The sequence below is a fragment of the uncultured Clostridium sp. genome, assembly GCF_947072515.1.
Lineage (GTDB): Bacteria > Bacillota > Clostridia > Clostridiales > Clostridiaceae > Clostridium.
In genome coordinates this window covers 112150-126434 of the sequence record NZ_CAMTIG010000001.1, presented here as the reverse complement: position 1 = coordinate 126434, position 14285 = coordinate 112150, and the positions used below count along the sequence as shown (strand labels likewise).

11 protein-coding genes and 1 other annotated feature are annotated in these 14285 nt (G+C 28.0%); of the genes, 8 read left to right on the top strand and 3 right to left on the bottom strand.

Annotated features, from left to right (window positions below):
* The first annotated feature begins 23 nt into the window (after positions 1 to 23).
* The 4 genes from tdc to Q0W06_RS00580 all read left to right on the top strand — a co-directional run bounded on the left by tdc (position 24) and on the right by Q0W06_RS00580 (position 5889).
* Positions 24 to 1889 (top strand): tyrosine decarboxylase, encoded by a 1866-nt coding sequence (tdc, locus tag Q0W06_RS00595; protein ID WP_297629889.1) that lies wholly within the window; start codon positions 24 to 26, stop codon positions 1887 to 1889.
* A gap of 605 nt (positions 1890 to 2494) precedes the next feature.
* Positions 2495 to 3283: an electron transfer flavoprotein subunit beta/FixA family protein gene (locus Q0W06_RS00590; protein ID WP_297629886.1), complete on the top strand. Its 789-nt coding sequence runs from the start codon at positions 2495 to 2497 to the stop codon at positions 3281 to 3283.
* Positions 3284 to 3295: 12 nt separating this feature from the next.
* Complete coding sequence (locus Q0W06_RS00585; protein WP_297629883.1) at positions 3296 to 4486, top strand: FAD-binding protein; 1191 nt, start codon at positions 3296 to 3298, stop codon at positions 4484 to 4486.
* Between the two features lie 2 nt (positions 4487 to 4488).
* Complete coding sequence (locus tag Q0W06_RS00580; RefSeq protein WP_297629880.1) at positions 4489 to 5889, top strand: FAD-binding oxidoreductase; 1401 nt, start codon at positions 4489 to 4491, stop codon at positions 5887 to 5889.
* A 54-nt stretch (positions 5890 to 5943) separates the two neighbouring features.
* Here the strand turns inward: Q0W06_RS00580 and Q0W06_RS00575 are convergent, their stop codons facing one another.
* Both Q0W06_RS00575 and tyrS read right to left on the bottom strand, forming a co-directional pair.
* Positions 5944 to 6855: an AEC family transporter gene (locus Q0W06_RS00575; RefSeq protein ID WP_297629878.1), complete on the bottom strand. Its 912-nt coding sequence runs from the start codon at positions 6853 to 6855 to the stop codon at positions 5944 to 5946.
* A 100-nt stretch (positions 6856 to 6955) separates the two neighbouring features.
* The gene (gene tyrS / locus Q0W06_RS00570; RefSeq protein ID WP_297629875.1) at positions 6956 to 8182 is read right to left on the bottom strand and encodes a tyrosine--tRNA ligase; all 1227 of its coding nucleotides are present in this window, start codon (positions 8180 to 8182) and stop codon (positions 6956 to 6958) included.
* A gap of 442 nt (positions 8183 to 8624) precedes the next feature.
* Positions 8625 to 8854, bottom strand: a binding site (T-box leader).
* 364 nt (positions 8855 to 9218) lie between these two features.
* Here tyrS and cax point away from each other — a divergent pair.
* Both cax and Q0W06_RS00560 read left to right on the top strand, forming a co-directional pair.
* Positions 9219 to 10289 (top strand): calcium/proton exchanger, encoded by a 1071-nt coding sequence (gene cax, locus Q0W06_RS00565; protein ID WP_297629872.1) that lies wholly within the window; start codon positions 9219 to 9221, stop codon positions 10287 to 10289.
* A 64-nt stretch (positions 10290 to 10353) separates the two neighbouring features.
* Entirely contained in the window at positions 10354 to 11550 is a 1197-nt protein-coding gene (locus Q0W06_RS00560; RefSeq protein ID WP_297629869.1) for a DHHA1 domain-containing protein, read from the top strand.
* A gap of 28 nt (positions 11551 to 11578) precedes the next feature.
* Here Q0W06_RS00560 and Q0W06_RS00555 read toward each other — a convergent pair whose 3' ends face one another.
* Positions 11579 to 12355, bottom strand: a complete 777-nt coding sequence (locus tag Q0W06_RS00555; protein WP_297629866.1) for a histidinol-phosphatase HisJ family protein — start codon at positions 12353 to 12355, stop codon at positions 11579 to 11581.
* Between the two features lie 102 nt (positions 12356 to 12457).
* Here Q0W06_RS00555 and Q0W06_RS00550 point away from each other — a divergent pair, with 102 nt between their 5' ends.
* Positions 12458 to 12799 (top strand): hypothetical protein, encoded by a 342-nt coding sequence (locus Q0W06_RS00550; protein WP_297629864.1) that lies wholly within the window; start codon positions 12458 to 12460, stop codon positions 12797 to 12799.
* 223 nt (positions 12800 to 13022) lie between these two features.
* On the top strand, positions 13023 to 14273 hold the full coding sequence (locus Q0W06_RS00545; RefSeq protein ID WP_297629861.1) for a hypothetical protein: 1251 nt from the start codon (positions 13023 to 13025) through the stop codon (positions 14271 to 14273).
* The last annotated feature ends 12 nt before the right edge of the window (positions 14274 to 14285 follow it).

Genomic DNA, 14285 nt, shown 5'->3' with positions numbered 1-14285 from the left:
TTTGAGATAAAGGAGTTTTATGTATGAAAAAAGATAAAATAAATGAAGATTTAGATTTAAAAGCAGTCTTTTTAGGACCAAAATCAGAAAATAAAGATACCTTTGAAAAATATCTTCATATGATGTTTGAAGATCATAGTGAATGGAGAAAAAACTATCATCCAGAAGATGATGAAATAATAAATAGTAGAGAACAAAGAACAGAAGAATTCCAAGAGTCAGTAGATAAAATGGAAGATGTTTTAAAAGAATTATCTAGAAGACTTAGATCACAATCACTTCCATGGCATTCACCAAGATTTTTAGGACATATGAATTCAGAAACTCTTATGCCAGCAATTTTAGGATATTTTGGAGCAATGCTATATAATGGAAATAATGTAGCCTATGAATCATCTCCAGGAACATCACAAATGGAAGAAGAAGTTGGAGAAGACTTTGCAAAACTTATGGGATATAAAGAAGATATAGGTTGGGGACATATTTGTGCCGATGGATCTATAGCAAACTTAGAAGGAATATGGTATGCAAGAAACATTAAATCTTTACCACTAGCAATGAAAGAAGTTACACCAGAGTTAGTAGAAGGAAAAGATGAATGGCAACTATTAAATATGTCAGTAAGTGAAATATTAGATTTAGTAGAAAAAGTTCCAGATAAATTAGATGAATTAAAAGATCATTCTGCAAGACAAGGAACTGAAAAAATAGAGAAGCTAGGAAAATGGATTATTCCTCAAACAAAACATTATTCATGGCTTAAAGCAGGAGATATAATTGGAATTGGACTTGAAAATGTAGAAGCTGTTGAGGTAAATGAAAAATTTAGAATGGATATACCTCTTTTAGAAAAGAAAATTAGAGAACTAGCAGAAAAGAAAATCCCTATAATGGGAGTAGTTGGAGTTGTTGGATCTACAGAAGAAGGAGCAGTTGATGATATTCATAAAATTATAGAGCTTAGAGATAAGTTTGCTAAAGAAGGAATTCATTTCTATGTTCACGTAGATGCAGCTTACGGAGGATATGCAAGATCTATTTTCCTTGATGAAGATTTTGGATTTATACCGAAAGAAGACTTAAAGAAAAAATATTTAGAACATAATGTTATTTTAGATGAAAATACAAGATGGCCTGAAGATGATACATATGAAGCATTTAAAGCTATAAGTGAAGCTGATACAGTTACTATTGACCCACATAAAATGGGATATATTCCTTATTCAGCTGGTGGAATAGTAATTAAAGATAAGAGAATGAGAGATTCAATTTCTTATTTTGCAACTTATGTATTTGAGAAAGGAATGGATATTCCAGCTCTTCTTGGGGCATTTATGCTTGAAGGTTCTAAAGCAGGAGCAACAGCAGCTGGTGTTTGGGCAGCGCATAAAACACTTCCGCTAAATATTACTGGATATGGAAAACTTATTGGAGCATCTATTGAAGGCGCAATGAATCTGTATGAATATTTTAGTGATAAGAAATTTATAATTAATGGGAAAGAAGTTATTCTACATACATTAATAAGACCAGATTTTAATATGGTAGATTTTGCGTTTAATGAAGTAGGTAATACTGATTTAGAAAAAATGAATGAATTAAATCATGATTTCTATGAAGAAGCATCTTATGTTAAAGGTGGATTATATAGTAATGATTTCATAACTTCTCATACAGACTTTGCGGTACCTGATTATGGAAATAGCCCATTTGGATTTGTAAATAGAATTGGAATGAATAGAGATGAGTGGGATAAAGTTCAAAAAGTTACAGTATTGAGAGCTTGTGTACTTTCACCATTTTTAAATGATAAAGAAGTCTTTAATGAGTATATGGAAAAAGTAGAAAAAGCAATTGGAGAAAAATTAGAAAAAATAATAAGTAAATAGAAGATAAGAGGTGTAAAGAGATTTACACCTTTTTAATATATAGGAAAGTATAAAAGAAAAAAGATTAAAAATAAAGTTTTTTTATAGCTTATATTTCTAATATTAAAGTGTATAAATTTATAATAATATGTATAAAAAGTACATTTTATATATCTATATAAGAGGGAAGAAAAACTATAAAAGTGGTATAAAGCTTGTAGTTAACTAGTTTTTGTGAAAAATGGAGAGGGAAAAAAGTTAATATTTGAATGAGGTTAACTGTAAATTAAATTTTTAACAGCTTTTTCCTTAATAACGATTAACAATTGAACTAGATATGGTTAAACAATTAACAAAGAGTAACTTTTTGTAAAATAAAATGTGTAAAATTGGTATTAAATGTGAATAATAAGAAAAAATATCCTTTAAGTGGAACAATATGTTAAAAAGTGTAACAAATTGAGATTTATGAGAAAAAAAGTGCTATTATGAATTTAAGGAAACCGGTTACTTAAAATGATTAAAAATTAGACTTAAACTTAAAAGAATGTTAATAAAAACATCTTAAAAGAAGTTTAAATACACAATATATTACTAATATTTCAATGAAGAAAGGTGAAGAACTTATGAATATTTTTGTATGTATCAAACAAGTACCAGGAAATTCAAATGTTGAAGTTGATCCAGTTACAGGAGTTTTAAAAAGAGATGGAATAGACACAAAAATGAATCCATATGATTTATATGCGTTAGAGTCAGGATTGAAAATTGTTGAAGAAAAAGGTGGACAAGTTGATGTAATAAGTATGGGACCACCACAAGCAATGGAAGTAATAAGAGAAGCATTTTCCATGGGAGTAAATAAGGGATTTTTAGTATCTGATAGAAAGTTTGCAGGAGCAGATGTTTTAGCAACAAGTTATACTTTATCTCAAGGAATAAGAAAAATGGGAGAATTTGATGTGATTCTTTGTGGTAAACAAACTACTGATGGAGATACAGCACAAGTTGGACCAGAAATGGCAGAATATTTAAATATACCTCATATAGCAAATGTAAGAAAAATAATTGAAGTTAAGGATAAATCAATGATAGTTGAAATGGATATGCCAGATACTATTGAAATAGCAGAAGTTAAATTTCCTTGCCTTTTAACAGTTGAAAAGGATATATGCCAACCAAGATTACCATCTTATAAGAAGAAAATGGCAACTAAGGATAGAGAAATAAAGATTATAAGCTTAAAAGATTTTGAAGATAAAAATGAAATGAAATATGGCTTAAATGGTTCTCCAACACAAGTTGAAAGAATATTTCCACCAAAAGTAAATGATGATAGAGAGATGTGGAAAGGTAATGGAGCAGAATTAAGTAATAAAATGAATTCAAAATTAAAAGAATTAAAGTTTATTTAGGAGGCTAAGATTATGGCTAAACTAGTTGTAAATCAAGATAAAATAACTAATGTAGAAGAACTTATGAAGATTTGTTCATTTGGAGCAATGGAAGTGGTAGATGGAAAACTTGAAATTGGTGCTGGATGTAAAATGTGTAGACTTTGCGTAAAAAAAGGTCCACAAGGAGCAGTAGAATATATTGAAGAAAAAGTAGAAGAAATAGATAAATCTTTATGGAATGGTGTAACTGTATATGTTGACCATGTAGAAGGAGATATTCATCCTGTAACTTTAGAGCTTATTGGAAAAGCTAGAGAGCTTGCAGATAAAGTAAATCAAAAAGTATATTGCTTATTTATGGGAGAAAACATAAAAGAAAAAGCAGAAGAATTACTTCATTATGGAGTTGATGAAGTGTTTGTATATGATAGAAAAGAACTAAAGAATTTTAGAATTGAACCATATACAGCAGTTTTTGAAGACTTTATCAATAAAGTAAAGCCAGCAGTATTATTAGTTGGGGCAACAACAGTTGGAAGATCATTAGCACCAAGAGTTGCGGCTAGATTTAGAACAGGACTTACTGCTGATTGTACTATATTGGATATAAAAGAGAATACCGACTTAGTTCAAATAAGACCAGCCTTTGGAGGAAATATAATGGCTCAAATTATAACTCCAAACTCAAGACCACAAATGGCTACAGTTAGATATAAAGTTATGTCAGCTCCAGAAAGAATGAAAGAAATATCAGGGAAGATAGTAGAATGTAAAATAGATGATGCAAAATTAATTTCTAATATGGAAGTTAAGGATGTTATAAAGAAAGAAATCGAAACTGGTATCGCTGATGCAGAAGTTTTGGTAGTAGCAGGTAGAGGTATTAAAAGCGAAAAAGATATGGAAATGGTGAAGGAACTTGCAGATTTATTACATGCTCAAGTTGGTGTAACTAGACCTTTAATAGAAGCTGGATGGGCAGATGCTAAACATCAAGTAGGATTAAGTGGAAGAACAGTTAGACCAAAACTTATAGTAACACTTGGAGTATCAGGAGCAGTTCAATTTACAGCAGGAATGGATAATTCAGATTATATTTTTGCAGTTGATACTAATGAAAATGCACCAATATTTAAAGTTGCTAACTATGGAATAGTTGGAGATATATATGAAATAATACCTAAATTAATAAGTGAAATAAAAGAATCTAGGGAGGCATAATTATGAACTATAAAGTTATTGATGAAAAAGATATAAAAAATATAAGTGAAATAATTAATGATAAAAATAGAGTTTTGATTGGAGATAATATTATAGAAGAATATAGCCATGATGAACTAGCAGGAATTAATAAAGCCCCAGATTTAGTTGTAAAGGTAACTTCAACAGAAGAAGTATCAGAACTTATGAAATATGCTAATGAGCACAAAATTGTTATAACAGGCAGAGGTGCAGGAACAGGATTAGTTGGAGCAGCGGTACCAGTCTTTGGAGGAATAGTTTTAGATTTAACATTAATGAATAATATACTAGAACTAGATGAAGAAAATTTAACTTTAACAGTAGAACCAGGTGTTTTACTTATGGAAATAGCTAAATATGTGGAAGAACATGATTTATTTTATCCACCAGATCCAGGTGAAAAAACTGCAACAATTGGTGGAAATATAAGTACAAATGCAGGTGGAATGAGAGCAGTGAAATATGGAGTTACAAGAGACTATGTAAGAGGTCTTGAAGTAGTATTACCTAATGGAGATATAGTTCACTTAGGTGGGAAAGTAGTTAAAAATAGTACTGGATATTCACTAAAACATTTAATGATAGGTTCAGAAGGAACACTTGGAATAATAACAAAAGCAATATTGAAACTTATTCCACTACCAAAAAAAGCTATAAGTCTTTTAGTTCCATTCCCAGATTTAGATAAGGCTATAGGTACAGTTCCTAAAATTATTAAGTCTAAATCAGTTCCAACAGCAATTGAATTTATGCAAAGAGCAGCAATCGTATCAGCAGAAGAGTTTTTAGGAAAGCAATTCCCTGATAACCAATCAGATGCATATCTTTTATTAACTTTTGATGGAGACAGTAAAGAAGAAATAGAAAGAACTTATGATAGAGTTGCTAAAATTTGTTTAGAAGAAGGAGCACTTGATGTATTAATTTCAGATACAGATGAAAGACAAGAATCTATTTGGAGTGCAAGAGGCGCTTTCTTAGAAGCAATAAAAGCATCAACTACAGAAATGGATGAAGTTGATGTTGTAGTACCAAGAGATAAAGTAGCTCAATTTGTTAAATTTACAGATAAGCTACAAGAAAAAGTAGAAATTAGAATTAGATCTTTCGGACATGCTGGTGATGGAAATCTACATGTATATATTTTAAGAGATGATTTAGAAGAAAAAGAATGGCATAAAAAATTAGAAGAAGCTATGGGATATATGTATGAAAAAGCAAAAGAACTAAAGGGACAAGTTTCAGGTGAACATGGAATTGGTTTTGCAAAAGTACCATATATGAAGAAAGCTTTAGAAAAAGACTGTGTGGATATTATGAGAGGGGTAAAAAACGTATTTGACCCTAATAATATCTTAAATCCAGGAAAAGTATGTGAATAAAATTAATTTTTAAAAAAAAGCAGTAGTTTTTACTGCTTTTTTTATTATGAGCGTTTATAAAACACTCATAATAATGGGAATAGTTATTAGTGAAAATATAGTTGTCATAAATACTACTTGAGCAGCTAATTCTGGTTTTACATTGAAATTTTTAGCAAAAACAGAACAAACTACAGCTACAGGCAATGCTTCTAAAAGAACACAAATATTTCTTAAAAAAGGAGTAGCCCCCATTAATGTAGCTAAAATGAATATTAAAATTGGAATAATGATAAGTTTAAGAAAACTTATATAATATAGAAGTTTTTCTTTAAGCATATCTTTAATACTAATATTACTAATCATAGCACCTACAATTATCATTGAAAGTGGAGTAGTCATATTACCTACATAAGATACAGTAGTCTCTATAGTGGTAGGCAATTTTAAATTAAATAATATGAGAATAATACCAATCAATGTAGCTATAATTCCAGGACTTAATATTATAGTTTTTAATGTTTCTAATTTACTTTTTTTCTCTTTATTGAAAAGTAATATTCCAACACTAAAAAGAAAAATACAGTAAGGAATACCATAGATTGCTGTATAAAAGACTCCTAATTTACCATAAAGTCCAGCCATAATAGGATATCCCATAAAGCCGGAATTAGAAAAAAGATTGGAGAATACAGCGATTATTTTATTTTCTTTAGTAAGTTTTAATGCGAAAACATTACTAATAATGTAAAGAAAAATATGTATTACTGTAGAATATATAAATATAAGAATAGCATTATGTACTACACTGGGAGTTATTTTATAACTAAAAGATGAAAGAATAAGAGCTGGAAGTGAAACTTTTATAAGAAAAGATGATAAGGAACCAACACTACTTTCTGATATAATATTTTTCTTTCTAACAAATATCCCTACAATCATTAAAAGAAATAAAATAAAAACTTGATTTACTATTGTAAAATTCATTGCAAAACCTCCTATACAGCTATTATAGTAGGAAAATATGGATAAAGTTTGAAGAAAAAAGGAGCTACTCAAAAATGAGTAGCTCCTTATATAAAAAGAATTATTTAATTATTACTTTGAAGAATCCTTTTTTACCTTTTTTAACCATTGCGAAACCTTCAGCAAAGTGAGCTTGTTCTATAGTAAATCCGATTTCAGTAACTTTTTCATCGTTTAATGATAAACCGTTTTGAGTTACAAGTCTTCTAGCTTCAGATTTTGAAGGGATAATTTTTTCAGTAACTAAGATATCGATTAAGCTAGTTCCTAATTTATCTTCAGTTATTTCGATAGTTGGAACATGTTCTAAATCAACTCCACCTTTAAATAGTGCTTCAGCAGCTTGCATTGCTTTAGTAGCTTCTTCTTCACCGTGAACTAATTTAGTTACTTCAAAAGCTAATCTTTCTTTTGCTTTATTTATTTCAGCACCTTCAACATCACATAATGTTCTGATTTCATCTATTTCAACGAATGTTAATAATTTTAAGCATTTTTCAACATCAGCATCATCGATGTTTCTCCAGTATTGGAAGAACTCGAATGGAGAAACTCTTTCAGGATCAAGCCATAAAGCTCCACCTACAGTTTTACCCATTTTTTCACCTTCACTATTAGTTAAAAGGCTACAAGTCATAGCGTATACGCTTTTAGATTTTTTCTTTCTAACTAAGTCAACACCAGCAATCATGTTTGACCATTGGTCATCTCCACCTAATTCCATTTTACAATCAAATTTTTCATTTAATACTAAGAAATCGTAAGCTTGCATTAACATGTAGTTAAATTCTAAGAATGAAAGACCTCTATCAGCTTCAAATCTTCTTTTGAAACAATCAGCAGCTAACATTTTGTTTACTGTGAAATGTCCACCAACTTCTCTTAAGAAATCAATGTAGTTTAATCCTCTAAGCCAATCAGCGTTATTAACTAAAATTGCTTTGTCATCTGAGAAATCTATGAATCTTGACATTTGAGATTTTATTGAATCAACATTGTGTTGAATTTGTTCGTCAGTAAGCATTTTTCTCATATCAGTTTTTCCACTTGGATCACCTATAGTAACAGTACCACCACCGATTAATACGATAGGTCTATGTCCAGCTTTTTGCATGTGTGACATAAACATAAGAGCTATGAAATGTCCTACATGTAAACTATCGGCAGTTGGGTCAAATCCGATGTAGAATGTTATTTTTTCCTTACCTAATAAGTCATGTGTTTCATCTTCATGTGTAAATTGTTTAATGTATCCACGTTCTTTTAATGTATCTAATACGTTTTTCATTATAATTCCCTCCGATATATATTTATTTGAAATTTATTAATAATTTTATTTCAATTTTATTGACCTAGTTTAAATAAAGAAATATAATAAAATTGAATGTATAAATTAAATTTCTTTATTTATGTAACACTATATAAAGATGAGTGCGATTTTATATACACAATATTTTAAGGATTAATTTGCGCTTAGAAAAGAAATTAATTATAAAAGTAACTAAGTGAGTGAGAAAATTTATAAGGAATAATTTCCGAGGTTATTCTTTATAAAATTAGTTACGTTCAAAATAAAGTCTTCAAAAAGCAATTTTTGTAGGCTTTTTTTGGCACATCATCTTTATATAGCCTAAGTTAAATGAGTATAATATGTGATAAAACATACTTTAGTTTAACCGGTGTTTAAGAAGAGTATTCTTAAAAAATGGTATAAAAAAAACTCATCCTTGGAAAAGGACGAGAGTATTCACGTGGTACCACCTTAATTTGTTACATGTAGTGAGAACATATAACCTTAAAAGCTTTAACGAAGCTTAACCGATAACACCTACTGACTTCTAAAAAGTGTTCAATGCATAACTCCAAGACGTATTCAAAGTAAATTTCAATGCGCCTCTCATCATCCGGCAACTTTCTGTAAGGTTTAGATACTTCTACTCTTTCTTATCACAGTTTTCTTAATATGTTTTATGTGCAGTAACTGTACTGCATGTGCTTATTATATATCCCCAAAAAATAATAGTCAACACCTAAAACAAAAAATAGTTATAAATAAAAAGTAAACAAAAAGATGGGCAAAATATATCAAGATATGATAAATACTGTATTTTCTGAGAAAAGTGAACAAAAAAATATCTCTAAAAAAACATACATAAAAGAATCTGATTAGTATAAAAATAAGTATTAAATAATTAATTTATCAGAAAAAGGACATATGGATAATGAAAATAGTACTCTATATAATAAAAGAGTAAATAGAGAATACTAATAGGTCTGTTCATTATTTGTTAACTTTTTTGAGAAAAATAGAAAGAGGTAAGATAATGAAAATATTAAAAATATTACTTATTTTTATTCCTATAAGTATAGTGCTTCATTTTATGAAAGCTAATGAAACTATTTTATTTATATGTTCAGCATTAGGAATAGTTCCATTAGCAGGACTTATGGGAGAAGCTACAGAGGGAATATCTTTTTATACAGGATCAAAGATTGGAGGATTTTTAAATGCAACCTTTGGAAATGCAACAGAACTTATAATTTCTTTTTTTGCTCTTAAAAATGGATTGTTTGAAGTTGTGAAATCATCTATTGCTGGATCTGTAATAGGGAACATATTATTAGTTTTAGGAGCTAGTATGTTATTTGGTGGAATAAAGTATAAAAATCAAAAATTCAATAAAAAAGTTATAGAAGTGAGTTCTAGTATGCTATTATTTGCAGTAATTGGGCTTGCAATTCCAGCAATATTTACAAACACAATAGAAAAAAGTCTTATAAATACTAGATATGAAGGCCTTAGTATTTTTGTGGCAATAGTAATGTTTGTAATATACATATTAAGTTTAGTTTTTTCATTTGGAACACATAAAGATATATATGCTGTAGAAGCAGTTGAGAAAGAAGAGAAAAAGGAGTGCCAAAAGGAAGAGTGCGCTCATTGGAGTATGAAAAAATCTATTTTAGTGTTGGTCGTTGTAACAGTGTTACTAGCAATACAGGCAGAATTTTTAGCTTCATCAGTAGGACCAATGAGTGAGAAAATAGGGCTAAGCGAATTTTTTGTAGGAATAATAATAATTCCCATTATAGGAAATGCAGCAGAAAATACTACGGCAGTATCGATGGCTATGAAGAATAAAATGGATGTGGCTGTAGAGATAGCATTAGGAGCTAGTTTACAGATAATATTATTTGTTGCACCTATTTTGATTTTTTTAAGTTTATTGTTTTCACCTATGAGTATAGTATTCAATGGATTTGAATTAGTAGCACTTATAGTATCTGTACTTATAGCAAATAGAGTGGCAAGTGATGGTGAATCTAACTGGCTAGAAGGAGTACAACTGTTAGCAGTATATTTAGTTATAGCTGCATCATTTTTTATGATGTAATTTAAATATTGAAATCTGCTATACTTAGAAGAATAAAGTATTAAAGATAAGGAAGTGTACAGATTTGAAAAAGTTATATTATGAAGATAACTACATAAAAGAATTTATAGCGGAAGTAGTTTCTATAGAAGAAAAGAATGGGAAATATTATATAGTATTAGATGAAACAGCATTTTTCCCAGGAGGTGGTGGGCAACCTTCAGATGTAGGAACAATAGAAGACAGTAAAGTAGAAGAGGTTTATGAAGAAGAAGGGATTATCTATCATATAGTAGATAAAAATGTAATAAAAAAACATAGAGTTAAGTGTAAGATAAATTGGGAACATAGATTTGATTATATGCAGCAACATCTAGCACAACATTTATTATCAGGATGTTTCTTTAAGTTATTTAATAAAAATACTGCAGGAATACATTTAGGAAAGGAAATTAGTACTATAGATATAGTAGGAAAACTTACAGAAGAAGAGATAAGAAAAGCAGAAGAATGGGCAAATATTAATATAAGCAAAAATCTTAAAGTGGAATTTTTATATCCAGATAAAAAAGATTTGAAGAAAATGGGGTTAAGAAGAGATTTACCTAAAACGAATGAAAAAATAAGAGTAGTTAAAATTGAAGATTTAGATATTAATGCATGTTGTGGAGTACATCCATCAAATACGATAGAACTACAATGCATAAAATTAAAAAGATTTGAAGGTCATAAAGGAAATACAAGAATAGAATATTTAGCTGGAAATAGGGCGATAAAAGATTATTTGAATAAAGATATATTTGCAAAAAAAGTGTGTAGTTACTTAAGTTGTAGTGAAGAGGAAGTAATTAAAGGAATTGAAAAATTAAAAGAAGATATTAAGAATTTAAATAAAGAAAATAAAAATCTTTTAGAAGAAAACAACAATTATAGAGTAAAAGAAATAGTTGAAGAATGTCATAGCATTAAAGATATTAAAGTTTTTAAAAAAATATATATAAATGAAGATGTTAAAAAAATAAGTAAGCTTATTGAAAAAATATCATCATTAGAAAAAACAGTATCATTAGTAGCGGTATCAAATGGAGAAAGAGTGAATATGATATTTGCATCATCTAAAGATAATGATATAGATATGGGAGCCTTACTTAAAGATTCAATAACTCTTATTGATGGAAGAGGCGGCGGAAGTAAGTTTTTAGCACAAGGTGGAGGAAAAGATAATAATAATATTCAAAATGCATTAGATTATGCAGAAAGAAAGTTAAAAGAATCTATATAAAAAGAAGGAGCTCTAAAACAGCTCCTTTTTAAATGTCTTTAATCTCTATCATTTTTCTATTTTTAAAATATACAGGTGTTAGCGATAGTTCTTTACAAAGGGCTAAAGCAATATTAAAGTTAGTAGAAATAGCATCTTTAGTATGAGCATCAGATCCTAAAGTTACATATTTACCACCACATTCTGCATAAAATTTATAAATTTCAAAAGTGGAAGGATAAACTTCTTTTAAGTTTAATCTTCTTGTATTTATTTCAAGGGCTTGATTTCTTTTAATTAAAATTGAAAAGATTTTTTTTAGATATTTTCCATGTTCTATAATAGAAAAATTATTATCACTAAAATTACAATATCTACAAGGGTAATCTATATGACCTAAAGAATCGAAGTTAGAAAACTCTTGAATATATTTTATAGCTTCTTCAAAGTATGTGTTAAAATATTCATCTCTAGATAGTCCTTTAGTTGAATAAGTTAAATAGATATCCTCATCTTTTACTGAATGAACAGAACCAATTATAAAATCAAATGGGTAATTAGAACTGATTTTTTGGTTTTCTAATAAAATACTAGAGCTTAAACCGATTTCTACACCAAGTAAAAGAGAATCATTTCGATAAGGTGAATATAGGGTGAAAAATTTATCTAAATCTACTCTAAATTCATTTTTTTTATAATAATTTAAATCAAGATGATCAGTTAAAATAACGCCTATATTAAGAGCATCTTTTGTTTGAATGATAGAAGAAATTTTCATTTCGCTATCAGAAGAAAGTTCAGTATGCATGTGAGTATCAAAAATCATAAGTTGTCTCCTTCAAATAAAAATTGTTTTTTATATTATAGCATAGTATTATATGAATATAATTATATAAGTAGATAGTTTAAAAGATACTGGAGGAACATTATGAAAGAACTTTTTAAGGTTAAAGATTTAAAATTTTATGAAGAGGATTTTATAGATGATATAGAAGAATATGAAGATATTATTGCTATAATCCAAGATTTTCAAGAAGGATTAGATTATGAAAAAATAGAAACAGCAGATGATAATGAATGTTGTAATAAGAGTAGAGGTAATTATTATATTCAAATTCATGGGTATATAAATGGAGAAGATGAATTTATAACAAATGAAGAAAAAGAAAAATATAAGAATGTTTTAGCAAATGATAAATTAGATTTATTTGTAATTAGAGTATTTAAATGTGTAGATTGTGGTAAATGGTTAATAGATATATTAGAGTAAATTAAAAAAGAATATATAAGTATTAGATAGGGATTGTTTTTAACAATCCCTTAATTTTTTATCTTTTTTAACTAGAGAAAGATACACATAAGTGAATGAAATTAAAAATAAAAAATAACTTTACAGAAAAATATAGTATGAGTATAATTATTAAAAAAATATTAATAATATTGATTTTTTGGAAACTATTGAAGTATTATAGATGTAGAGGTTGTGTGTAAAAATGAAAAAAGATGTAAAAAAGGGGAATTTTAAAAGGAAAACTATAGAAAAAACAAAAAAACTTAACTTGAAGAAAATTAATGGTTTAGCTTTTTGGCAAAAAAATAAGAAAATTATAATACCTACTGCATTAGTTTTATGTTTAATTTTAGGATATTTAATAGGAATGCCTAAAGATAATAAAAATGAAGTTATAAATAAATTGAAAGTAGGATTAGAAAATAGTAATATAAAAACTTTAAATAGTATTATTAAAGTAAATGGAAAAGAAGCTAGAGGAAATGAATTAGAACCATTAACTAAATATTTTAGTGGTAGAAGTGATAAAGTTTTAGAGTTTGTAAATTTAGTAGAGAATAATGGAGCAACTAAGATAATGGAAATCAGAAGTGAAAAAAATATTTTTGGAAAAAGATATTACATTGATTTGAAAACTTTTGATTTATTAGTTAATGCAAATTTAAAAGATGTACAAATAACCTTAAATAATAAAAAAATTGAAGCAGGAAAAACGATAGAGAATATAATTCCAGGTCAATATAACTTAGAAGCTTCTGTAAATAGTAAGTATGGAATTATAAAAGAAACAGGAGAAATAATTGTTTTAAATAACACTAATATAAATTTAGATTTAAAGGGAGAAAAAGTAACTGTAAATTCAGAGTTTGAAGATGCAGAAGTACTAGTAAATGGAGTTTCATCTAAAAAGAAAGTAAAAGACTTTAAGGATATAGGACCAATGCCTATGGATGGAAGTATAAGCTTAAGTTTAGAAAAGGAATTTCCATGGGGAAAGATACAGGGAGAGAAAGTTATAGTAAAAGATTCATCTATTATAAATTTAAAGATTAATATGGCTAACGATAAATTATGGACAGAAGTTGATTCATCATTAAATAATTTTTATGAGAGTGTTTTTAATGCTTTGAATAATGAAAATGGAGAAGAAATTAAGGAGTCAACTGAAGAAGCAAAAAATAAGATATATTCAATCTTAGAGAAAAAGTATTTATTTTTAAAAAATACTTATAAATTAGAGTCGTTAACAATAGATAAAGAAAAAAGTAATTTTAGTTATAAAGATGGAAAATATATAGGAACTGTAGTTTGTGATGTAGATTATACAATAAGTAAAGATATATTTGGCATAATAGGGGTTTCGAATGACAAAGAAAATAAAAAGTTTTTTACTAATGTAGTTTACCAAAATGGAAAGTGGATAGTTAATAATGTAGAGAACTTTTCATTATAAGAAAATCATAGG